Here is a 22,333-nt window from a genome sequence, read left to right on the forward strand (position 1 = left end):
GTAAGGGACATCAGGATCACCATTGTTGTTGTTAAATGGACCGTGCGAGCAATCAAACACTCGCTTTGGCCAACCGGTCTGTTGCCGGCAGTGAGGCGATCCTAATCGCGGAAGCTTTCACCCAGCTTTCGCGGATAAAAGCATTGACCCGATGTGCAACCGGTCGTCGGACGGGTTTAAAGTCCCGGAATACGGGGCAGGAGGTAAAAAAAATGGACGGAATGCATACGGGCGGCTGCCACTGCGGACATCTGCGCTATCAATTCAACGCGCCGTTGCACGACATCGCCCATTGTCATTGTTCGATTTGCCGACGGGTCAGTGGCGGGATTGTGACCACCTGGATCACCGTGCCCGCGCCAGCGTTCGAATGGGTGAAGGGGATACCCGCGCAGTACGACTCTTCATCTACCTGCGTAAGGTATTTCTGTCCAAGTTGTGGGGCGCAGTTGGCGTTGGTGACTCGCCTCAGCCCCGAAAGCATCGACGTGACCATCGCCACCCTCGATCATCCCGAACAGGCCCCAGCCGAACGACACATCTGGACTGACAGCCGCCTCCCCTGGCTGCACCTGGACGAGCAATTGCCCGGTGAGCCGGAAGAAACACTCTGATCAAAAAACAGACAGATTCAGCGGTCGAATCGCGCCCATCCAGATCGCATGCTCGGTGTGGTCAAGCAGATCGTCGCCGGTGTCCGGGTGCAGGAACACCACCAATCCTTGGCGATTGAGCGCCAACCACGGCAGCACGTCGCCAATGTGTTGCGGCTCGAAGGCCAATTGGCAGCTCCAGTCCGGGTGCGGCCCCACCGGGCGCTCATGCACGCGCCCCATCTTCAACGGGAATAATTGCGCCGCCTGCTCACACAAAGACCGTGCCTGGTCGATCGTGCTGGCGTCGAAATAGACATGGGCGTGGTAGCCGGTGATCTGCTGCATGTGAACCTCTCGAAAAACCGGTAGAACCCTCACCGTTTCCTACAGGTCACACGCCATATAGGTAGGAAACAAGGAACTCAGCGATGAAAAACGCCGAAACCCCCGTGGTGAAAGTGGTGCTCTATGGTGCCATGAGTAGCCTGGGCAGTGCGCTGATGGCTGAAATGCTGCGGCGTCAACATGAAGTGATCGCAATTCTCGATGACCTGACGGCGCTCGCACCGCGCCCGGGATTGCGGACCAAGACCGGTGATTTGTTCGACGCCAAACGGGTCAAGCAGAGCGTCGCCGGGTGTTCGGCGGTGATCTGTCTGCTGGATGCACCCGGGTTGCCGATGAACAGCGAGCACGTGGAAAAAGCCATCGTGCCCGGCCCGGTCGAGCAAGTGCTGGCGGTGGATGCTCTGATTGATGGCATGCAGGCCTCAGGGATTGTCCGGCTGTTTCTGGTCGGAGATTTCGAGGTCCTGGACGATCCGGAGATTGAAGATCAACTGCAACGCCATGCCGCCGAAGAAATCCGCGAGGCCCTGCAAAGCAGCCTCTTGCACTGGACAATGGTGAATGCGCCACGCGCTACGCCGGGGCTGACCATCGAACACTTCAGCCAGGTCAGCAGCAGCCTTGAGCCGGGTCTGGCCCAACCGATTGAACGGTTGAGTCGGGTGGCGGTGGGAATTGCCGATGAATTACAGTTGAACCTGCATGTCGGCGAACACGTGACCTTCGTCGCGACCGACGCTAGATAGCAATAGACGGCAGCGACAGGCCGTTCAGCGATTGTGCGCTGCTGGCCTGCTCGGCCATCAACCAGTCCACAAACTGTTGAATCAATGCTCCGCGCCGTTTGCGTTGGGGCAAGACCACGTAATAACCCAGCCTGGAAATCACCGTGTCCGCGATCGGCCGGCACAACAAACCTTGTGCCAGCAAGTTATCCACAAGGTGGCGCCATCCAATCGCCACGCCTTGGCCACCAATCGCCGCTTGAATCAGCAGCGTGTAATTGTCGAAGCGCAATTGCCCCGGCGCGGGCGCGGAAGTAATCCCCAGTTCGCGAAATACACCGCTCCAGTCAAACCAGTTGCTGCTGTTTTCACCTCGCAGGTGTAGCAGCGGAAATTCCAGCAATGCCTGGGCCGGCATGGGCAGCGGACGATCCTTCAATAGCAGTGGACTGCAAACCGGAAACACTTCTTCGCTGAACAGCCAATGGCTCTCGCCCTGTTTGAAGCGGCCATCGCCGAACAATATCGCTACATCGATATCGGTGCGCAGCATGTTGAGGCTGCGTTCGCTGGTGACCAGGCTCACATCAACCTGAGGGTTGGCGGCATGAAAGCGGTGCAGGCGTGGCATCAGCCAATACGCGGCGAAGGCGAAGTCGGTAGCGACCTGCAGCACTTCATGCTGATGTTGTGCACTGATTGCGCTTAATCCTGCGTCGATATTCTGCAAACCTAGTTGAACTTGCTCGAAAAGAATCGTTCCGGCCTCGGTCAGTTCGATACCGCGATAGATGCGATCGAACAACCGTGTGTCGAGCTGCTCTTCCAGCCGCTTGATCTGCTGACTGATCGCCGGCTGCGTCGTGCCGAGCTCCACGGCGGCGGCAGTGAAGCTGCGCTGACGGGCCGCCACTTCGAAGGCACGCAGCAAATCCAGAGACAAATCACCAAGGGCGTCATACATAAGCTGTGCTTATCCTAGTCATTGCTTGGCATGGGCTTTACCACAAAGTGTATGGGCTACATGCTCGATCGCAGCACTCTCGCATAAATATTCACTATGGAATGCCGCGATCACATGAAGCGCAAAAATATTCTTTTCATCATGGCCGATCAAATGGCCGCGCCAATGTTGCCGTTTTACGGCCCTTCGCCCATCAAATTGCCTAATCTGAGCCGCCTCGCCGCCGAAGGCGTGGTGTTCGATGCTGCTTATTGCAATAGCCCATTGTGCGCACCATCGCGATTTACCTTGGTCAGCGGTCAGTTGCCGAGCAAGATCGGCGCCTACGACAACGCGGCCGATTTTCCCGCCGATGTACCGACTTATGCCCACTACCTACGACGACTCGGCTACCGCACCGCGCTGTCAGGCAAGATGCATTTCTGTGGTCCTGATCAGCTCCACGGCTATGAAGAACGCCTGACCAGCGATATTTACCCGGCCGACTACGGCTGGTCAGTGAACTGGGATGAGCCAGACGTGCGTCCAACTTGGTATCACAATATGTCGTCAGTGCTGCAAGCCGGGCCGTGCGTACGTACCAATCAGCTGGATTTCGACGAAGAGGTTGTATTCAAGGCCCAGCAATACCTGTTCGACCACATCCGTGAGGATGGCGATCAGCCGTTCTGCCTGACCGTTTCGATGACTCACCCACACGACCCGTACACAATTCCCAAAGCTTTCTGGGATATGTATGACGACGCCGACATCCCGATGCCCGAAACCCCGGACCAGTCCGAACTTGATCCGCACGCTCAACGTTTGCTCAAGGTTTATGACTTGTGGGACAAACCGCTGCCTGTGGATAAGATTCGCGATGCTCGCCGTGCTTACTTCGGTGCATGCAGCTATATCGACAGTAACGTCGGCAAACTCCTGCAAACACTCGAGGAAACCGGGCTGATCGACGACACCATTATTGTGTTCTCCGGCGATCACGGCGACATGCTTGGCGAGCGTGGGCTCTGGTACAAAATGCATTGGTACGAAATGGCCGCGCGAGTCCCGCTGTTGATAAGTGCGCCAGGACAGTTCGGCGCCGGTCGGGTCAGTGCGGCTGTGTCTACCGCCGACCTGCTGCCGACTTTTGTGGAACTGGCCGGAGGTTCCCTGGAACCGGGCTTGCCGCTGGACGGTCGCTCGCTGGTGTCGCATCTGCAAGGGCAGGGCGGTCATGACGAAGTTTTCGGCGAGTACATGGCCGAAGGCACCATCAGCCCGCTGATGATGATTCGCCGCGGCGCCTACAAATTCATCTACAGCGAAGACGACCCTTGCCTACTCTTCGATGTACACAACGACCCGCGCGAGCAGGAAGAACTCAGCCAGTCGCCACAACATCAGCAACTGTTCGAGGAATTTCTGAGCGAAGCACGGGCCAAATGGGATATCCCGGCCATTCACCAACAGGTGCTCGCGAGCCAGCGCCGCCGGCGATTCGTCGCCGACGCACTGACTCTCGGCAAGCTGAAGAGCTGGGATCACCAGCCGCTGGTGGACGCCAGTCAGCAGTACATGCGCAACCACATCGACCTCGACGATCTGGAGCGCAAAGCACGTTATCCACAACCCTGCCAAAACCAATAATGTTAAGGGGAATGCCATGCGTAAGTTATCCACAGTACTGACGGTCGGGGTGCTAGCCCTGGGCAGTGCATCGGCGTATGCCGATCAGAGTTGCGAGACGGTGAAAATGGCCGACCCAGGCTGGAGTGACATCGCCGCGACCAACGCCATCACCGGGTTTCTGCTGGACGGCATGGGCTACAAGGCCAAAGTGGACACCTTGGCGGTGCCGATTACCTTTGGCGGGCTCAAGGATGGTCAGGTAGATGTGTTTTTGGGTAACTGGATGCCGGCGCAGCAGGGCTTCTATGACAAGTTCGTGGCCACTGGCGATGTCACTCAACTGGCGAAGAACCTCGACGGCACCGAATTCACCCTGGCGGTCCCGGACTACGTCTGGGACGCGGGTGTGCGTAACTTTTCCGACCTGAATAAATTCGCCGACAAGTTCGACAAAAAGATCTACGGCATCGGCTCCGGCGCTCCTGCAAACATTTCCTTGCAGGAAATCATCAAGAAGAATGACTTCGAGATGGGTCAGTGGAAACTGGTCGAGTCCAGCGAACAGGCGATGCTGGCCGAAGTGTCTCGCGCGGTGAAGAAGCAGAAATTTGTCACTTTCCTCGGCTGGACTCCGCACCCGATGAACGTTCAGCTGAAGATGCATTACCTGAAGGGCGGCGAGAAGTATTTCGGCGATACCGGCAGCGTTTATACACTCACCCGCAAAGGTTATGCACAGGCCTGCCCGAACGTTGGCAAGCTGCTCACCAACCTCAGTTTTACCCAGGAGATGGAGAACAGCATCATGGCTGAGGTGGTGAACAAGAAAGTCAGCAATGCTGACGCGGCCAAGGCGTGGATCAAGGCCAATCCGGCGGTGCTGGATAAATGGCTGGATGGCGTGAAGACAGTGGATGGGAAAGATGCGCTGACGGCGGTCAAAGCCAAGCTCTAACGCTCGCCGCTGATCGTTTTGATCGTTCCCACGCTCCGTGTGGGAACGATCTTTGGCCGGTCCTGCTACCCTTGCGCAAAATCCCACCCGAGAGGACCCATGGCCTTCCCCAGCCGCCATTCACTCTTTCCCTTCCTCAGCTGGTTGCCCCGGCAGACGCGCGCCAGTGTCGGTCGTGACCTTATCGTCGGTCTGAGCGGTGCAATTCTCGCGTTACCGCAATCCATTGCCTACGCCTTGATCGCCGGTCTCCCACCGGAATACGGCTTGTACGCTGCGATTATTCCGGTGTTGATCGCCTGCCTCTGGGGTTCGTCGTGGCACCTGATCTGCGGTCCGACCGCGGCCATTTCCATTGTCCTGTACGCCAGCGTCAGTCCTCTGGCGGTCCCCGCGTCGCAGGACTACATCACGCTGATCCTGCTTCTGACACTACTCGCCGGCATTTTCCAATGGCTGCTCGGTCTGCTGCGTTTTGGCGCGTTGGTGAATTTCGTTTCTCACTCGGTGGTGCTGGGCTTCACCCTCGGCGCAGCGGTGGTAATTGCCATCGGCCAACTGCCAAACCTGCTGGGGCTGGACTTGCCCTATCAGGCAACGGCGCTGAACAGCTTGATGATGCTCTTGAGTCATCTCGGCACAGTGGACAAACCTTCACTGGTGCTGGGCCTGGCGACGGTCGTGGTGGGCGTGATCCTCAAATTGCTACTGCCACGCTGGCCAACGCTATTGATCACCTTAGTGCTGAGCGGACTGCTGGTGTGGTTCTGGCCGTCAATGTTCGGCCATGTGAAGTTGGTCAGCGCGTTTGTCGGGCGCCTGCCGCCCTTCAGTCCGCTGCCGCTGGACGTGGATCTGATCCTGCGTTTGCTGCCCAGCGCAGTGGCGGTAGGCATGCTTGGGCTGGTGACGAGTCTGTCGATTGCCCGTTCCTTGTCGGCGCGCTCGCAACAATTGCTTGATGCAAACCAGGAAGTCCGCGCCCAGGGTTTATCGAATATTGTCGGTGCGTTTTTTTCCGGCTCACTGTCGGCCGGTTCTTTCACCCGCTCCGGTCTTAGCTACGAAGCGGGTGCCTGCTCGCCTCTGGCCGGCGTTTTCTCGGCGTTATGGGTGGCACTGTTCGCCATTTTTGGCGCGACATTGATCGCGCACATTCCCATCCCGGCCATGGCCGGCAGCATTCTGTTGATCGCCTGGGGATTGGTGGATCATCGCGGCATTCGTGCGTTATTACGGGTCAGCCGCGCCGAGTTCCTGGTCATGGCGCTGACCTGCGTCGCCACACTGTTGCTGGAATTGCAGACGGCGATCTATGCCGGCGTGCTGGCTTCCCTGTTCTTCTACCTCAAACGCACCTCGCAACCGCGAGTGCAGCATTGGCGCGAAGGGGAGGAGGATATTCTGCGGGTCGGTGGTTCGATCTTTTTCGGCGCCAGCCATTATTTGCAAGTACGTCTGCAACGCATGCATGGCGCGCGCGTGGTGATCGAGGCGCAACAGATCAACTTCATCGACTATTCGGGTGTGGAGATGCTGCACCAGGAAGCACGACGGCTACTGCGCCAGGATCGCAGCCTGACCCTGCGGCGGGCGCGGCCACAGGTGGTGGAGGAGTTGCGCAAGCTGGAAGGCGCGGAGAAATGTCCGATCCGGTTTGAGGATTAGTCCGAAATCGGTGTCGCTGCCATTCGCGAGCAAACCCGCTCCCACACTGGATTTTCGTCGTTCACAAAATCTGTGTTCACTGAGGATCTACTGTGGGAGCGGGCTTGCCCGCGATGCTTTTAAAGGGCCAACTGCCGACGCAGCTCGGCAAGTACCGGCGCCGTATCCGGTCGCACACCACGCCAAAGATAGAAGGCCTCGGCCGCCTGCTCGGCCAGCATCCCCAAACCGTCCATCGATACCGCTGCACCGTGTTCACTGGCCCAGCGGCAGAATGAGGTCGGTTCCTTGCCATACATCATGTCGTAGCAAACCGTCTTGCCCGGCTCGATCAAGCTGCTGGCAATCGGCGGTATATGGCCTGACAAACTGGCGGACGTGGCGTTGATGATCAGGTCCACAGACTCCTGCAGCCAGTCAAAACCGCTGGCCGACACCGGCCCCAGATCAGCGAACAACTCCGCCAGCAGTTCGGCTTTTTCCAGCGTACGGTTGGCGATAATGACCGACGCCGGTTGCTCGGCCAGCAAGGGTTCCAGCGCACCGCGCACCGCGCCGCCGGCACCGAGCAGCAGGATGCGTTTGCCCTTGAGGCTGAAACCGGCGTTCACCGTGAGGTCCCGCACCAGCCCGGCACCATCGGTGTTGTCGCCCAGCAAACTGCCGTCGGCCAGTTTGCTCAGCGTGTTCACTGCACCGGCCCGCTGGGCCCGCGCCGTCAGACTGTTCGCCAGGCGGTAGGCCTCTTCCTTGAACGGTACTGTCACGTTCGCACCGCGACCTTCACGGAAAAACGCCCGCGCAAAGTCGGAAAAATCGTCGAGCGGCGCCAGCGAAGTGCTGTAGTCCAATTGCTGAGCAGTCTGCTCGGCGAACAAACGATGGATCAGCGGCGATTTGCTGTGGCCGATCGGGTTACCGAATACGACGTAACGGTCCATCAGAACTCCTCGTTCAGGCCTTGGCCAACCAATCGCGGTCTTGCAGGAAATACTCGGTCAGGCGCGCTTCTTCACTGCCGGGCTCGGCTTTCCAGTCGTATCCCCAGCGTACTTGCGGCGGCAGGGACATGAGGATCGACTCGGTACGTCCGCCCGATTGCAGGCCGAACAGCGTGCCGCGGTCGTAGACCAGATTGAATTCAACGTAGCGGCCACGGCGGAATTCCTGGAACTCACGCTGCTTGGCGGTGAACGCAGTATTTTTGCGACGCTGCACAATCGGCAGATACGCTTCGATAAACGCATCCCCGATGGCGCGCATGAAAGCGAAGCTAGTGTCGAAGTCCCACTCGTTCAAGTCATCGAAAAACAGACCGCCGATGCCCCGTGGTTCGTGGCGATGCTTGATGTGGAAGTAGCTGTCGCACCAGGCTTTGTAGCGCGAGTAGACATCCGGGCCAAACGGCGCGCAGGCCTGCTCGGCGATCCGGTGCCAGTGCACGCAATCCTCGACGTTGCCGTAGTAAGGGGTCAGGTCGAAGCCGCCGCCGAACCACCAGACCGGTTCTTCACCTTCTTTTTCAGCGATGAAAAATCGCACGTTGGCGTGGGAAGTCGGCACATGCGGATTGTGCGGGTGAATCACCAGCGACACGCCCAAGGCTTCGAAACCACGCCCGGCCAGTTCCGGCCGATGCGCGCTGGCGGACGGTGGGAGTCCGCTGCCAAAGACGTGGGAAAAGTTGACGCCGCCCTTTTCGATCACCAAGCCGTTTTCGATCACCCGGGTGCGACCGCCACCGCCGGCAGGCCGGGTCCAGGCGTCTTCGACGAACTGCGTGCCGCCGTCTTCAGCTTCGAGGGCCGCGCAAATGCGGTCTTGCAGGTCGAGCAGGTAGGCTTTTACGGCCTCGGTGCGGGTTGTCATGTCATCACCTTGAATCGGGCAAAGCTACGCGGCGCTCCCTTGGAGCAGGGGCCGGCGCAAATGGGCGCGTAGCATAACATCGCAGGTCGACCCTTCGCAGTTGACGAAGGTCAAGCTTAGGAGTTCGATAGGGAGCTTCGCAAACGAACCAAGGAGTAGGCAGATGGCTAAGCGTATCCAGTTCCGTGCCCATGGCGGCCCCGAAGTACTCGAATATGCGGATTACCAACCCGCCGAACCGGGCCCGCAGCAGGTGCGCGTGGCCAACAAGGCCATCGGCCTGAACTTCATCGACACCTATTACCGAAGCGGCCTTTATCCACTCCCGGCCCTGCCATCGGGTCTGGGCTCAGAAGGCGCGGGGGTGGTCGAGGCGGTGGGCAGCGAAGTCACCCGGTTCAAGGTTGGCGATCGCGTGGCTTATGGCAGCGGTCCGTTGGGCGCCTACAGCGACGTCCACGTATTGCCGGAGGCTAATCTGGTGCATTTGCCGGACGCCATCAGTTTCGAACAGGCTGCCGGTGTGATGCTCAAAGGCCTGACCGTGCAGTACCTGCTGCGTCAGACTTATGAACTCAAGGGTGGTGAAACCATTCTGTTCCACGCCGCAGCCGGTGGTGTCGGCTCCCTGGCCTGCCAATGGGCCAAGGCCTTGGGTGTAAAGCTGATCGGCACGGTCAGTTCCCCCGAGAAAGCCGCACTGGCCAAGGCTAACGGCGCTTGGGCAACCATCGATTACAGCCATGAAAATGTCGCACAACGCGTACTGGAATTGACTGACGGCAAAAAAGTCCCGGTGGTGTACGACGGCGTCGGCAAGGACACCTGGGTGACTTCGCTCGATAGCGTTTCGCCACGCGGGTTGGTCGTGAGTTTCGGCAATGCGTCCGGCGCAGTGGATGGCGTGAACCTGGGGATTCTTTCGGCGAAGGGTTCGCTGTATGTGACCCGGCCGACGCTCGCGACCTACGCCAACAACGCCGAAAACCTGCAGCGCATGGCGGATGAACTCTTCGAAATGATCATCAGCGGCAAGCTGAAGGTGGACATCAGCCAGAAATATCCATTGGCCGAAGCGGCGAAGGCGCAGACTGAGTTGTCGGCGCGGCGTACGACTGGCTCGACGATTCTGTTGCCCTGAACACTGATCGTTCCCACGCTCTGCGTGGGAACGATCTTGTGCTAGTCCGGGCGCAAAACCTTGCCGGTCGCCAGATCGCGAATCACGCTGGGGTTCTTGCGCCCACCGAGGTTACCGCCCAACACCATATCGACCTGCCCACGGAAATACTGCTCGACACGAATCCGCGTCCGCGCCGCCGGCCTGCCCTGAGGGTTGGCGGAAGTCGACACCAACGGCCCCACCAACGCACACAAATCCCGCACCTGCGGATGATCGCTGACCCGCAATGCCACCGTTTCATGCACACCGGTAATCCACTGCGGCAACATATTCTGATGCGGCACCAGCCAGGTGTTCGGTCCTGGCCAGGTGCTGGCCATGCGATCCATCCACAATTCCGGGAAGTCTTCGAAGAGGAAGTCGAACTGGCGAATGTTGTCGGCCACCAGGATCAACCCTTTTTCCACCGACCGCCCCTTGATCGCCAGCAGACGATAGACCGCCTCTTCGTCCCACGGATCGCAACCCAGGCCCCAGACCGCTTCGGTTGGGTAGGCAATCACCGCGCCTGCGCGAATGGCTCGTGCGGCTTGTTGCACACGCCAACTGTTGACCATGAAAAAACTCTCCGGAATAAGGCTCTGCGCAGTTTACCGATCTTCCTTATAAAACCTAGCTCACCCGTGCAAACCAGCGCCCGCTTTCGCAGACCGCCCGGCCTTCCATTTCCAGTTCAGTCAACGCTGCCAGCACTTTCGGCAAGGTCCAGCCGCTGCCTTGTGCCAAAGCCTCACTGGTATGCGGTGCCGCGTGAAGCAACATGAGCAAAGGATGAGACACCGCAATTGACGACGCCTCTGTGGATAACGGCAACTGTTGCCAGCCGCGCAAGGCTTCGAGGATGTGTTCGATGGTTTCCACCAGCACCGCGCCATCGCGGATCAACTGATGGCAACCGCGCGCGCCGGGATGATGGATCGATCCCGGGATCGCATACACCTCGCGACCTTGCTCCGCCGCCAGTCTCGCGGTGATCAATGAACCGCTGGCGACGCTGGCCTCAACCACCAGCACGCCGAGGGATAAACCGCTGATGATTCGATTGCGCCGGGGGAAGTTGCTGGCGCTCGGGCCGGCGTCCAGCGGGAACTCCGAAAGCACCGCGCTGCCCGAGGCGATCATGGCGTCCGCCAGCCGACGGTTGCGCTGTGGATAAAACTTTTCAAGGCCCGTGCCAAGTACCCCTACCGTTCGCCCGCCAACGTCCAGCGCTGCCTGGTGCGCAGCGGCATCAATGCCCAGGGCCAGACCGCTGGTAATGACAAAACCGGCGCCGGCCAAACTTCGCGAAAATGCGGCGGCGGTGTCCATACCCGGCCGTGAAGCGCGACGGCTGCCAACCATCGCCAGCTGCGGTTTTTCCAGGATGCCTGGATCGCCCGCAACGAATAAAAGCGGCGGCGCATCACTGATTTCCGCCAGCAGCGCTGGGTACTCAGGCTGGTCCCACATCAGCAAATGCTGACCCGGACGCTCTAACCAGGCCAATGCGTGGCTCGCGCCGTCACGGATTTCATTGGAGCGCCTGGCCTCCGCACAAGCAAATGGCAGACCCAGCGAACGCCAGGCGCTGGCGGGGGCGCTGATGGCTTTGGACGCCGAACCGAAGGCCTCAAGCAATTTCTTGAATCGCGCAGGGCCGAGATCCGGCAAGCGATGCAGACGTAAACGAGCTTCCAGTTCCGCAGGGGAAACCGGTGTGACGGTAGACAGCGACATGGATCATCCTTGATCGTTATGAGCCCCGTTCAAACGGGAATAAGCTGTGGATAACTCTGTTGGTAACTTGTGGAGCAGGCTTACGGATTTCGCACCTTGTCCATCACCGCCAAGGAGCGCGATGCGTTGAGCACCAGCCCGTAGCTGAGCTTGTCGTAGGTACGAAACACCATCAGTAAACCGGCGCGTTCATCAGGGATTTTCAACGGCTGGCCAGTGATTCGATCACGCACGGTTTCGCCGGTTTTCATCACCACCAACACGTTGCCTTCGACCAGACCATCACGTTGGCCCTTGTTCAGGGTGACCACATCCAGCGCGCCAATCTGGGTAACCCCGCGTGGCACATCGATGATCAAGCCGTCGATCTCGCTCTTCGGTGCGCTGGGCATGAAGGTCGAGTTGATCGATCGCTCTTCGCCACTGAACAGCCGATCGCCGAGTCGCACTTCCTGAGTCGTGCGTTGCAGGGCCAACGTAGCGACGTCACCTTCGGTGGCAACAATCTCGCCGCCGCCAATGTCGTCGGCATTGATCCCCAAAAACTCCTTGCTCTGCGGATCGGTGTAGACCTTGCCCTGACGGAAGATGCCGTAGACCGGCTGAGCCGGGTCGAAGTGGCCACGAGCGAAGATGCGATCCCCCGTGCCGCTGAGCACTCTTTCGGCATCACCGGCGACGATGTAAGGCGCCTTGTCGAAATCCTCAACCTTGTCGACGATGCGATTGCTCAGCAAAAAGCTGTTGATCGCTTGCAGCGGAATGCTTGGGATCGCATCGGCAACCGGCGAACTGCGCACCCGTGGCGAAAGCTTGATGGTGCCCCTGGAAGCCCCGCGATTGAGGGTCAGACGCGGCTGGCCATTGACGTAGACCAGCGACAGCAAGTCGCCGGGATAGATGAGATTGGGGTTTTCGATCTGTGGATTGGCCTGCCATAGCTCCGGCCATTTCCACGGCTCACGGAGGAATTTTCTCGATATGTCCCAGAGTGTGTCGCCCGTTACCACGGTGTATTGCTGTGGAAAACCTTCCTTGAGTTGCACTTGCCCGTGCGCAAAACCGGCCGAGGCCAGAAGGAGCAAGGCGAGTAGTGATTTCCTCATGCGGTGAATCCCTTTATTATGTGCATTCGCGTAGAACGCCAGAGCCCCCGTGGCTCGCTCCCCCATTTGTTTATGAAGAAAAGGGAGCTACGTTTTACAACGGTAGCCTGCATCTTCGGACACGTCAGGCCATCGACCCGACTTTACCTCACACGTGCAGCAAATAAGCTTATGGCCATTTTAGACATCCTCGAATTTCCCGACTCGCGCCTGCGCACTATCGCCAAACCTGTGGCCGTAGTGGACGACGAAGTGCGTCAGTTGGTCGATGACATGTTTGAAACAATGTATGAAGCGCCAGGCATCGGCCTCGCCGCGACCCAGGTCAACGTGCACAAACGTATCGTCGTGATGGACCTCTCCGAAGACCGCAGCGAACCACGGGTGTTCATCAACCCCGAGTTCGAAACCCTGACCGACGAGATGGAGCAGTATCAGGAAGGCTGCCTCTCTGTGCCGGGCTTCTACGAAAACGTCGATCGCCCGCAGAAGGTCAAAATCAAGGCCCTGGACCGCGACGGCCAGCCTTACGAACTGATCGCCGAAGGCCTGCTCGCGGTGTGCATCCAGCATGAATGCGACCACCTGAACGGCAAATTGTTCGTCGACTACCTGTCTAATCTAAAACGCGACCGAATCAAGAAGAAACTGGAAAAGCTCCATCGCCAGAACGCTTGATGCCCTCCTTTCAAAGGCTTGCTGCGGCAAGCCTTTTTCTTTTCAGAGATTGCTCCCATGACTGAGCCACTGCGCATCGTCTTTGCCGGCACCCCGGAATTCGCCGCCGAACACCTCAAGGCCCTGCTCGACAGCCCTTACGAGATCGTCGCGGTCTACACCCAACCGGACCGTCCGGCGGGTCGCGGGCAAAAGTTGATGCCAAGTCCGGTCAAGCAGTTGGCGCTGGAAAACAACATCCCGGTGTTGCAACCGCCGACGCTGCGCAACGAAGACGCCCAGGCTGAACTGGCCGCGCTAAAGCCGGATTTGCTGGTGGTGGTCGCCTACGGTCTGATCCTGCCGCAAGTGGTGCTGGATATTCCGCGCCTGGGTTGCATCAACAGCCACGCCTCCTTGCTGCCACGCTGGCGCGGTGCGGCGCCGATCCAGCGCGCCGTCGAAGCGGGCGACAGCGAAAGCGGCGTGACCGTCATGCGCATGGAACTGGGCCTCGACACTGGACCAATGCTGCTGAAAGTCACCACGCCGATCACCGCTGAAGACACCGGCGGCAGCCTCCACGACCGTCTGGCGCAAATGGGTCCGCCAGCGGTGATTCAGGCGATTACCGGCCTCGCTACGGGCACGCTGGAAGGCGAAGTGCAGGACGACAGCCTCGCCACTTATGCTCACAAATTGAACAAGGACGAAGCGCGTATCGACTGGAGCCGCCCGGCGGTTGAACTGGAACGTCTGGTTCGCGCCTTCAACCCGTGGCCGATTACCCACAGCACGCTGAACGGTGAAGCGCTGAAAGTGCTCGCCGCGAGCATCGCTGAAGAGCAGGGCAATCCGGGTGAAATCCTCAGCGCCAGCAAGGAGGGTTTGATCGTCGCCTGCGGTGAGCAAGCCCTGTGTCTGACCCGTCTGCAATTGCCCGGCGGCAAGGCGCTGAACTTCAGCGACTTGTTCAACAGCCGTCGTGAGAAATTCGCCGTCGGCACCGTCCTAGGTCAAACGGCGGACGCTCAATGAATCCACGTCTGGCCGCCGCCAAGGCACTGGCTGCTGTTCTTAACGGAAAAGCCTCACTCAACAGCTCTCTTCCGACACAAATGGACAAAGTCGAAGACCGCGATCGCGGCTTCACTCAGGACCTGGCGTTCGGCACCGCTCGCTGGCAACCGCGTCTGTCGGCGCTGGCGGCCAAGCTGCTGCAAAAACCATTCAAGGCTGCGGACGCCGATGTCGAGGCGTTGCTGCTGGTGGGTCTCTATCAATTGCTCTATACCCGCGTCCCGGCCCACGCCGCCATCGGTGAAACCGTCGGTTGCGCCGACAAACTGAAAAAGCCCTGGGCCAAAGCCTTGCTCAACGCCGTGTTGCGCCGCGCCCAGCGTGAAAGCGAAGCGCTGCTGGCGGAGCTGGAACACGACCCGGTGGTGCGCACTGCCCATCCACGCTGGCTGCAAAAATCCCTGAAAGCGTTCTGGCCTGAGCAGTGGGAAGCCATTTGCGCAGCGAACAACGCGCATCCGCCGATGATTTTGCGGGTCAACCGTCGTCATCACAGCCGCGATGCTTATCTCGGGTTGCTGACCGACGCCGGCATCGCCGCCACGCCGTGTGTTTACAGTCAGGACGGCATCATTCTCCAAGCCGCTGCCGACGTGCGCAGCTTGCCGGGTTTCGCCGAAGGCTGGATCAGCGTGCAGGACGAAGCCGCGCAACTGGCCGCCGATCTGCTGGACCTGGCGCCGGGCCAACGGGTGCTGGACGCCTGCTGCGCACCGGGCGGCAAGACCTGCCACATCCTTGAAACCGAGCCTGAATTGGCTGGCGTCGTGGCGGTGGATCTGGAAGCCAAGCGTCTGGTGCGAGTGCGCGAGAACCTCGCACGCCTGGGCCTGAGCGCCGAACTGATCGCTGCCGACGGCCGCGACACAGCGACCTGGTGGGACGGCAAACCGTTCCAGCGCATCCTGCTGGACGCGCCGTGCTCGGCGACTGGCGTCATCCGCCGTCACCCGGACATCAAGTTGACTCGCCAACCCGACGACATCACCGCGCTGGCGGTGCTTCAGGGAGAGTTACTCGACGCCATGTGGATAACTCTGGAAGTCGGCGGCATCCTGCTTTACGCCACCTGCTCCACGCTGCCGACCGAGAACACCGAAGTCATTGAAGCCTTTCTCGCTCGTACACCGGGCGCCCGTGAACTGGACCTCGCAACGGTCGCCGGCATCAAACAGCCTCATGGCCGTCAACTGCTGGCCCAGGACGGCGGCCACGACGGGTTCTACTACGCCAAGTTGATCAAGATCGCCGCCGCACGCGGTTAATGGGTTTTAAGGAGTGACTGGATGAAAATCATCATCCTCGGCGCAGGGCAGGTCGGCGGTTCGCTGGCGGAACACCTGGCCAGCGAGGCCAATGACATCACCGTGGTCGACACCGACGGCGAACGCCTGCGCGACCTCGGCGATCGGCTGGATATCCGCACGATACAGGGCCGCGGCTCGCTCCCGACCGTGCTGCGTCAGGCCGGTGCGGACGACGCCGACATGCTGGTGGCAGTCACCAGCAGTGACGAAACCAACATGGTTGCCTGCCAGGTCGCCCACACCCTGTTTCATACGCCGACCAAGATCGCCCGGGTCCGCGAAGCCGCGTACCTGACCCGCACCGACCTGTTCGACAACGAAGCAATTCCGGTGGACGTGCTGATCAGCCCGGAGCAAGTGGTCACCAATTACATCAAGCGCCTGATCCAGCATCCGGGCGCCTTGCAGGTGATCGACTTCGCCGAAGGTAAAGCCCAATTGGTGGCGGTCAAGGCGTACTACGGCGGCCCGCTGGTGGGTCAGCAACTGCGCCAGTTGCGCGAACACATGCCGAATGTCGAAACCCGCGTCGCGGCGATTTTCCGGCGTGACCGACCGATTCTGCCGCAGGGCGATACGGTGATCGAGGCAGATGACGAAGTCTTTTTCATCGCCGCCAAGGCGAATATTCGCGCGGTGATGAGCGAAATGCGCCGCCTCGATGAGAGCTACAAGCGCATCGTCATCGCCGGTGGCGGGCAAATCGGCGAGCGTCTGGCCGAAGCCATCGAAAGCCGTTACCAAGTGAAGATCATTGAGATGAACCCGGCACGCTGCCGTCATCTCTCGGACACCCTCGACAGCACCGTGGTGTTGCAGGGCAGTGCTTCGGATCGGGATCTGCTAATGGAAGAGAACATCGCCGACGCCGACCTTTTCCTGGCCCTGACCAACGACGACGAAGCCAACATCATGTCGTCGCTGCTGGCCAAGCGCCTGGGCGCGAAGAAGGTGATGACGATCATCAACAACCCGGCTTACGTCGACCTGATCCAGGGCGGCGACATCGACATTGCCATCAGCCCGCAACTGGCGACCATCGGTACCTTGCTGGCCCACGTGCGTCGCGGCGATATCGTCAGTGTTCACTCTCTGCGCCGGGGGGCGGCGGAGGCCATCGAGGCGATTGCCCACGGCGATGCGAAATCGAGCAAAGTGATCGGTAAATCCATCGAGAACATCGGCTTGCCACCGGGCACCACCATCGGTGCGATCATTCGCGATGAAGAGGTGATCATCGCCCACGATGACACCGTGATCGCGGCGGGCGACCATGTGATTCTGTTCCTTGTGGATAAAAAGCATATTCGGGATGTGGAGAAGTTGTTCCATGTGGGACTCAGCTTCTTCTGATCCAGAAGCTGCGATGGCCGGTCTGGCCTCATCGTCGGAACGCCGCCCGGAGCAGGCTCACTCCCACAGTTGATTTTTTGCCGGACACAAGATCTGTATTCACTGAAGAACTACTGTGGGAGTGAGCCTGCTCGCGATGGCTATCTTGAAGCTGACACACCTCTAGAAGGAGTTCACCCAATGATCGAATCCCTGGAAAAAATGCTCGCCAAGGGTGTGGATAACTCATTGCTGCGCTTCGGGCTGGGCAAGGGTTATCTGGATCTTGGGGAAAACGCCAAGGCTGCCGAGCATTTCCAGCGCTGCGTCGAATTTGATCCGAAGTATTCAGCGGCCTGGAAGCTGTTGGGCAAGGCCCATCTGGCGCTGGCGGATTTTGCGGCCGCGCGTCAGGCCTGGGAACAGGGCCTGGAAGCCGCCCGCGCCCATGGCGACAAACAGGCAGAGAAGGAAATGACCGTGTTTCTGAAGAAGCTTGAGCGGCAGGCGCACTGATCAGAGGCAACTCAGGCCAAAGATCAAAAGATCGCAGCCTGCGGCAGCTCCTACGGAGTGCACGTCGCGTCTTTGTAGGAGCCTGCGATCTTTTGATTTTTACCGGGAATTATCCACAGCCAGCATCAGTACCAGCGCTCTTCACCCGGCGGACGCTTCTTGAAGCGCTTCATGCTCCACATGTACTGGCTCGGATACGCCCGCACATAGCGCTCGACCACCTGGCTCATGGCCGCGCAGGACGTTTCGGTATCGGTGCTGTACATGGCTTCTGGCGCGGCTTCGAGGATCACCTTGTAACCCGAACCGTCCGGCAGCCGCAGGGCATGCAGGAACACGCCGACCGCTTTGCCGCCCGCGAGCATGTTCGGTACGAATTTGCTGGTCAGGGCCTGAGTGGCGAAGAACGGCACAAAGATCCCGGCGGATTCGGACGGTTCCGGGTCAGCGGGAATGCCCACTGCACCACCTTTGCGCACTTCCTTGATAACGCTGAGGATGCCTTCCTTGGTGGAAGCGGCCACCCGGTTGCCCAATTGCACCCGCTGCTTGCGCAGCAAATCATCCACAGCTTTGAGCTTTGGCGGACGATAAAAGATGATCGGTTTGCACTGGTTGCAATAGAAGTGGTTCAACACCTCCCAGTTGCCCAAGTGACTGGTGATGCCGACGACACCTTTGCCGGAGGCGAGGGCGTCCTTCAATACGTCCAGACCTTCGACTTCGCGCACCAGATCGATCGAACGCTGAGCTGGCCAGATCCAGGCACAGGCGCTTTCAGTGAGGGACTTGCCGATGTCTTTCAGGCTCTGACCGACCAGGCGCTCCCGTTCAGCGGGGTCCATTTCCGGGAAGCACTTGGCGAGGTTGATCCGCACCACGTCGCGGGAACGGTTCGGGGTTTTCCACATGACCCAGCCAATGGCTGCGCCCACGGCTTGTACTGCCCGCCACGGAAGCAAGGCAAACAACCGCAGAGCGCCTACCAACAAGGCGCCTTTCAACTTATCCACAGGTCACTCCTGATCTTGTGCTGTGCGCGAGGCGGCTATTCTAACCGCCGTTCGCCAAGGTCGCGTAACGATCGCAATCTCGGGTGTGGTCCATGACCATGCCCGAGGCCTGCATCAGCGCGTAGCAAATGGTCGGACCGACGAAGGTGAATCCGGCTTTTTTCAGGCCTTTGCTCATTTCCACCGCGACCGGCGTAACCGCCGGCACTTCGGTGCGATTCTTGAAATGATTGATCTGCGGAACGCCTCCGACGAAGGACCACAGAAACCCCACCGGATCCTCCAGCGCCAGCCAGGCCTGAGCATTGCGCCGGGCCGCGTTGAGTTTCAGACGATTGCGGATAATCCCCGGATCGAGCATCAATTCATCGATTTCGGCGTCGCTCATTTGCGCCACGCGCTGTACGTCGAAGCCGAACATCACCTGACGATAGTGCTCACGTTTACGCAGCACGGTGATCCAAGAAAGGCCGGCCTGGAACCCTTCGAGCAAAAGCAACTCGAACAATCCCTGCGCATCGCGTAGCGGCGTGCCCCACTCCTGATCGTGATAAGCCATGTACAACGGATCTTCGGAACACCAAAAGCAGCGTGGCATAAGGCTCCAGGGGGCGTGCGCAGGACCGAATCGGGTATACTCCCGCTCTTTAAATCGCAGCCCAAGAAACAGGTGAATTTCGTGAGCCAGCCTACGCCAGCCGTGCGTACCTTCCAAGACTTGATCCTCGCCCTCCAGCAATACTGGGCCGAGCAAGGTTGTGTGGTACTTCAGCCCTACGATATGGAAGTAGGCGCCGGCACTTTCCACACCGCCACATTCCTGCGCGCCATTGGCCCGGAAACCTGGAACGCCGCTTATGTGCAGCCCAGTCGTCGCCCGACTGACGGCCGCTACGGCGAAAACCCGAACCGTCTGCAGCACTACTACCAGTTCCAGGTAGTCCTGAAGCCGAACCCGGACAACTTCCAGGAACTGTACCTGGGCTCCCTCAAGCACGTTGGCCTGGACCCGTTGGTCCACGACATTCGCTTCGTTGAAGACAACTGGGAATCGCCGACACTGGGCGCCTGGGGCCTGGGCTGGGAAGTCTGGCTCAACGGCATGGAAGTGACGCAGTTCACTTACTTCCAGCAAGCGGGCGGCATCGAATGCTACCCGGTGACCGGCGAGATCACTTACGGTCTTGAGCGTCTGGCCATGTACCTGCAAGGCGTTGACTCGGTCTACGACCTGGTTTGGGCTGACGGCCCGATGGGCAAAGTGACTTACGGCGACGTGTTCCACCAGAATGAAGTGGAGCAGTCGACCTACAACTTCGAACACGCCAACGTCGAGAAGCTGTTCGAACTGTTCGATTTCTACGAAAGCGAAGCCAAGCGCCTGATCGAACTCGACCAGCCGCTGCCATTGCCGAGCTACGAAATGGTGTTGAAGGCCTCCCACACGTTCAACCTGCTGGATGCGCGCCGGGCGATCTCGGTAACCGCGCGTCAGCAATACATTCTGCGAGTGCGCACCCTGGCGCGTTCCGTTGCGCAAGCCTACCTGCTGGCTCGCGCCAAGCTGGGCTTCCCGATGGCGACCCCGGACCTGCGTGATGAAGTGTTGGCTAAGCTGGAGGCTGCACAATGAGTGCTCTGGATTTTCTAGTTGAACTGGGCACCGAAGAACTGCCACCCAAAGCCCTGAACACCCTGGCTGACGCGTTCCTGGCCGGTATCGACAAGGGCCTGCAAGCCGCTGGCCTGAATTACGAGACCAAAACCGTCTACGCCGCACCGCGTCGTCTGGCCGTGTTGATCACCGATCTGGCCACTCAGCAGCCGGATCGCAGCATCAACCTCGACGGCCCGCCACGTCAGGCCGCGTTCGATGCCGAAGGCAACCCGACTCAAGCGGCACTGGGCTTCGCCAAGAAGTGCGGCGTCGACCTGAGCGAAATCGATCAGAGCGGCCCGAAACTGCGCTACAGCCAAAGCATCGCCGGCAAGCCGACCGCGAGCCTGTTGTCGACCATCGTCGAAGACTCCCTGAACGACCTGCCGATTCCCAAGCGCATGCGCTGGGGTGCTCGCAAGGAAGAATTCGTTCGCCCGACCCAGTGGCTGGTGATGCTGCTCGGCGACCAGGTCATCGATTGCACGATCCTCGCCCAGAAGTCTGGTCGTGATTCCCGTGGTCACCGCTTCCACCACCCGCAAAACGTGCGCATCACTTCGCCGGCCAACTACCTGACCGACTTGCGTGCTGCCTACGTACTGGCCGATGCCAACGAGCGTCGCGAACTGATCAGCAAGCGCGTCGAAGAGCTGGCGACGATGCAGGAAGGGACGGCGATCGTGCCGCCAGCGCTGCTCGACGAAGTGACCGCGCTGGTTGAATGGCCGGTGCCGCTGGTGTGCTCGTTCGAAGAGCGTTTCCTCAAGGTGCCGCAAGAAGCCCTGATCACCACCATGCAGGACAATCAGAAGTACTTCTGCCTGCTGGATGCCGACGGCAAGTTGCTGCCACGTTTCATTACCGTGGCCAACATCGAAAGCAAAGACCCGCAGCAGATCATCGCCGGTAACGAGAAAGTGGTTCGTCCACGCCTGACCGACGCCGAGTTCTTCTTCAAGCAAGACAAGAAGCAGAAACTCGAAGACTTCAACCTGCGCCTGCAAAACGTGGTGTTCCAGGAAAAACTCGGCAGCGTCTACGACAAGGCCGAGCGCGTTTCCAAACTCGCCGCATTCATCGCTCAACGCATTGGCGGTAACGCCGCGTGGGCTTCCCGTGCAGGCCTGCTGTCCAAGTGCGACCTGGCGACTGAGATGGTCGGGGAGTTCCCGGAGATGCAAGGCGTCGCCGGTTACTACTACGCCCTGAATGATGGCGAGCCGGAAGAAGTCGCACTGGCACTGAACGAGCAGTACATGCCGCGCGGTGCTGGCGCTGAACTGCCGACCACCCTGACCGGTGCGGCCGTGGCCATCGCTGACAAGCTCGACACGCTGGTCGGGATTTTCGGCATCGGCATGCTGCCGACCGGTAGCAAAGACCCGTATGCGCTGCGCCGTGCAGCGCTGGGCGTGTTGCGCATCCTGATCGACAAGAAGCTCGACCTCGACCTGAACGACGCCGTGGCTTTCGCCGTGAATGCGTTCGGTACCAAGGTCAAGGTTGCCGGCCTGAACGACTCGGTGCTGGAGTTCATCTTCGACCGTCTGCGTGCCCGTTACGAAGACGAAGGCGTGGATGTCGGGACTTACCTGTCGGTGCGTGCCCTGAAACCGGGTTCGGCGCTGGACTTCGACCAGCGCGTACAAGCGGTAGAGGCGTTCCGCAAATTGCCGGAAGCCGCTGCCCTGGCCGCTGTGAACAAACGCGTATCGAACTTGCTGAGCAAGGCCGAAGGCTCTATTCCTACGGTCGTTGAAGCCAAATACTTCGACAATGCCAACGAGTTCTCCCTGTACTCGGCGATCCAGCAGGCTGACCAGGCTGTGCAGCCGATGGCCGCTGCGCGTCAGTACAGCGAATCGCTGGCACGCCTGGCTGCCTTGCGCGAGCCGGTGGATGCGTTCTTCGAAGCGGTGATGGTCAACGCTGAAGATGCCAAGGTCCGCGCCAACCGTTACGCGCTGCTGGCGCGTTTGCGTGGCTTGTTCCTCGGCGTCGCCGACATTTCGCTGCTGGGTTGA

22 protein-coding genes are annotated in these 22,333 nt (G+C 59.7%); 13 read left to right on the top strand and 9 right to left on the bottom strand.

Annotation, left to right across the window (positions count from 1 at the left end; translation table 11 throughout):
* Positions 1-212 precede the first annotated feature (212 nt).
* Positions 213-614: a GFA family protein gene (locus FQ185_RS19895; protein WP_149418919.1), complete on the top strand. Its 402-nt coding sequence runs from the start codon at positions 213-215 to the stop codon at positions 612-614.
* Here FQ185_RS19895 and FQ185_RS19900 read toward each other — a convergent pair whose 3' ends face one another.
* On the bottom strand, positions 615-941 hold the full coding sequence (locus FQ185_RS19900) for a DOPA 4,5-dioxygenase family protein (protein WP_149418920.1): 327 nt from the start codon (positions 939-941) through the stop codon (positions 615-617). It abuts the gene before it with no gap.
* Between the two features lie 83 nt (positions 942-1,024).
* Here FQ185_RS19900 and FQ185_RS19905 point away from each other — a divergent pair, with 83 nt between their 5' ends.
* The gene (locus FQ185_RS19905) at positions 1,025-1,690 is read left to right on the top strand and encodes an NAD(P)-dependent oxidoreductase (protein WP_149418921.1); all 666 of its coding nucleotides are present in this window, start codon (positions 1,025-1,027) and stop codon (positions 1,688-1,690) included.
* On the opposite strand, the gene FQ185_RS19910 is transcribed toward FQ185_RS19905, so the two are convergent.
* A complete protein-coding gene (locus FQ185_RS19910) occupies positions 1,683-2,633 on the bottom strand; it encodes a LysR family transcriptional regulator (RefSeq protein WP_149418922.1) in 951 nt (316 codons plus the stop codon). The genes FQ185_RS19905 and FQ185_RS19910 overlap by 8 nt on opposite strands.
* Before the next feature lie 114 nt (positions 2,634-2,747).
* Here FQ185_RS19910 and betC point away from each other — a divergent pair, with 114 nt between their 5' ends.
* The 3 genes from betC to FQ185_RS19925 all read left to right on the top strand — a co-directional run bounded on the left by betC (position 2,748) and on the right by FQ185_RS19925 (position 6,867).
* Complete coding sequence (gene betC, locus FQ185_RS19915) at positions 2,748-4,262, top strand: choline-sulfatase (protein WP_149418923.1); 1,515 nt, start codon at positions 2,748-2,750, stop codon at positions 4,260-4,262.
* 16 nt (positions 4,263-4,278) lie between these two features.
* Complete coding sequence (gene choX, locus FQ185_RS19920; protein ID WP_149418924.1) at positions 4,279-5,199, top strand: choline ABC transporter substrate-binding protein; 921 nt, start codon at positions 4,279-4,281, stop codon at positions 5,197-5,199.
* Positions 5,200-5,298: 99 nt separating this feature from the next.
* Positions 5,299-6,867 carry a SulP family inorganic anion transporter gene (locus FQ185_RS19925; RefSeq protein WP_149418925.1) on the top strand — a complete coding sequence of 523 codons (1,569 nt, stop codon included), beginning with the start codon at positions 5,299-5,301 and terminating at the stop codon, positions 6,865-6,867.
* Between the two features lie 119 nt (positions 6,868-6,986).
* Here the strand turns inward: FQ185_RS19925 and aroE are convergent, their stop codons facing one another.
* Together aroE and hemF are read right to left on the bottom strand one after the other, a co-directional pair.
* Complete coding sequence (gene aroE / locus FQ185_RS19930; RefSeq protein ID WP_149418926.1) at positions 6,987-7,808, bottom strand: shikimate dehydrogenase; 822 nt, start codon at positions 7,806-7,808, stop codon at positions 6,987-6,989.
* 13 nt (positions 7,809-7,821) lie between these two features.
* Positions 7,822-8,736 carry an oxygen-dependent coproporphyrinogen oxidase gene (gene hemF, locus FQ185_RS19935; RefSeq protein WP_149418927.1) on the bottom strand — a complete coding sequence of 305 codons (915 nt, stop codon included), beginning with the start codon at positions 8,734-8,736 and terminating at the stop codon, positions 7,822-7,824.
* 163 nt (positions 8,737-8,899) lie between these two features.
* Here hemF and FQ185_RS19940 point away from each other — a divergent pair, with 163 nt between their 5' ends.
* On the top strand, positions 8,900-9,877 hold the full coding sequence (locus FQ185_RS19940; RefSeq protein WP_149418928.1) for an NADPH:quinone reductase: 978 nt from the start codon (positions 8,900-8,902) through the stop codon (positions 9,875-9,877).
* A 41-nt stretch (positions 9,878-9,918) separates the two neighbouring features.
* Here the strand turns inward: FQ185_RS19940 and FQ185_RS19945 are convergent, their stop codons facing one another.
* The 3 genes from FQ185_RS19945 to FQ185_RS19955 form a co-directional block, all read right to left on the bottom strand.
* Positions 9,919-10,476 carry an L-threonylcarbamoyladenylate synthase gene (locus FQ185_RS19945; RefSeq protein WP_149418929.1) on the bottom strand — a complete coding sequence of 186 codons (558 nt, stop codon included), beginning with the start codon at positions 10,474-10,476 and terminating at the stop codon, positions 9,919-9,921.
* 55 nt (positions 10,477-10,531) lie between these two features.
* Positions 10,532-11,638, bottom strand: coding sequence for a DNA-processing protein DprA (dprA, locus tag FQ185_RS19950; protein ID WP_149418930.1), 1,107 nt, complete (start codon positions 11,636-11,638; stop codon positions 10,532-10,534).
* 80 nt (positions 11,639-11,718) lie between these two features.
* Positions 11,719-12,744 carry a LysM peptidoglycan-binding domain-containing protein gene (locus tag FQ185_RS19955; protein ID WP_149418931.1) on the bottom strand — a complete coding sequence of 342 codons (1,026 nt, stop codon included), beginning with the start codon at positions 12,742-12,744 and terminating at the stop codon, positions 11,719-11,721.
* A gap of 171 nt (positions 12,745-12,915) precedes the next feature.
* Here FQ185_RS19955 and def point away from each other — a divergent pair, with 171 nt between their 5' ends.
* From def to FQ185_RS19980, 5 genes are all read left to right on the top strand, one after another.
* On the top strand, positions 12,916-13,422 hold the full coding sequence (gene def, locus FQ185_RS19960) for a peptide deformylase (protein WP_046056612.1): 507 nt from the start codon (positions 12,916-12,918) through the stop codon (positions 13,420-13,422).
* A gap of 57 nt (positions 13,423-13,479) precedes the next feature.
* Entirely contained in the window at positions 13,480-14,439 is a 960-nt protein-coding gene (gene fmt / locus FQ185_RS19965) for a methionyl-tRNA formyltransferase (protein ID WP_149418932.1), read from the top strand.
* Complete coding sequence (gene rsmB / locus FQ185_RS19970) at positions 14,436-15,746, top strand: 16S rRNA (cytosine(967)-C(5))-methyltransferase RsmB (protein ID WP_149418933.1); 1,311 nt, start codon at positions 14,436-14,438, stop codon at positions 15,744-15,746. The genes fmt and rsmB overlap by 4 nt, the downstream gene beginning before the upstream one ends.
* Positions 15,747-15,767: 21 nt before the next feature.
* On the top strand, positions 15,768-17,141 hold the full coding sequence (gene trkA / locus FQ185_RS19975; RefSeq protein ID WP_149418934.1) for a Trk system potassium transporter TrkA: 1,374 nt from the start codon (positions 15,768-15,770) through the stop codon (positions 17,139-17,141).
* A 180-nt stretch (positions 17,142-17,321) separates the two neighbouring features.
* Complete coding sequence (locus FQ185_RS19980) at positions 17,322-17,636, top strand: tetratricopeptide repeat protein (RefSeq protein WP_095943024.1); 315 nt, start codon at positions 17,322-17,324, stop codon at positions 17,634-17,636.
* Positions 17,637-17,761: 125 nt separating this feature from the next.
* Here the strand turns inward: FQ185_RS19980 and FQ185_RS19985 are convergent, their stop codons facing one another.
* A complete protein-coding gene (locus FQ185_RS19985) occupies positions 17,762-18,649 on the bottom strand; it encodes a lysophospholipid acyltransferase (RefSeq protein ID WP_149418935.1) in 888 nt (295 codons plus the stop codon).
* 40 nt (positions 18,650-18,689) lie between these two features.
* Positions 18,690-19,247: a DNA-3-methyladenine glycosylase I gene (locus FQ185_RS19990; RefSeq protein ID WP_149418936.1), complete on the bottom strand. Its 558-nt coding sequence runs from the start codon at positions 19,245-19,247 to the stop codon at positions 18,690-18,692.
* 81 nt (positions 19,248-19,328) lie between these two features.
* Here FQ185_RS19990 and glyQ point away from each other — a divergent pair, with 81 nt between their 5' ends.
* Together glyQ and glyS are read left to right on the top strand one after the other, a co-directional pair.
* The gene (glyQ, locus tag FQ185_RS19995; protein ID WP_008155694.1) at positions 19,329-20,282 is read left to right on the top strand and encodes a glycine--tRNA ligase subunit alpha; all 954 of its coding nucleotides are present in this window, start codon (positions 19,329-19,331) and stop codon (positions 20,280-20,282) included.
* On the top strand, positions 20,279-22,333 hold the full coding sequence (glyS, locus tag FQ185_RS20000) for a glycine--tRNA ligase subunit beta (RefSeq protein ID WP_149418937.1): 2,055 nt from the start codon (positions 20,279-20,281) through the stop codon (positions 22,331-22,333). Before glyQ ends, glyS begins: the two co-directional genes overlap by 4 nt.

It is taken from the genome of Pseudomonas sp. ANT_H12B (genome assembly GCF_008369325.1).
GTDB lineage: Bacteria > Pseudomonadota > Gammaproteobacteria > Pseudomonadales > Pseudomonadaceae > Aquipseudomonas.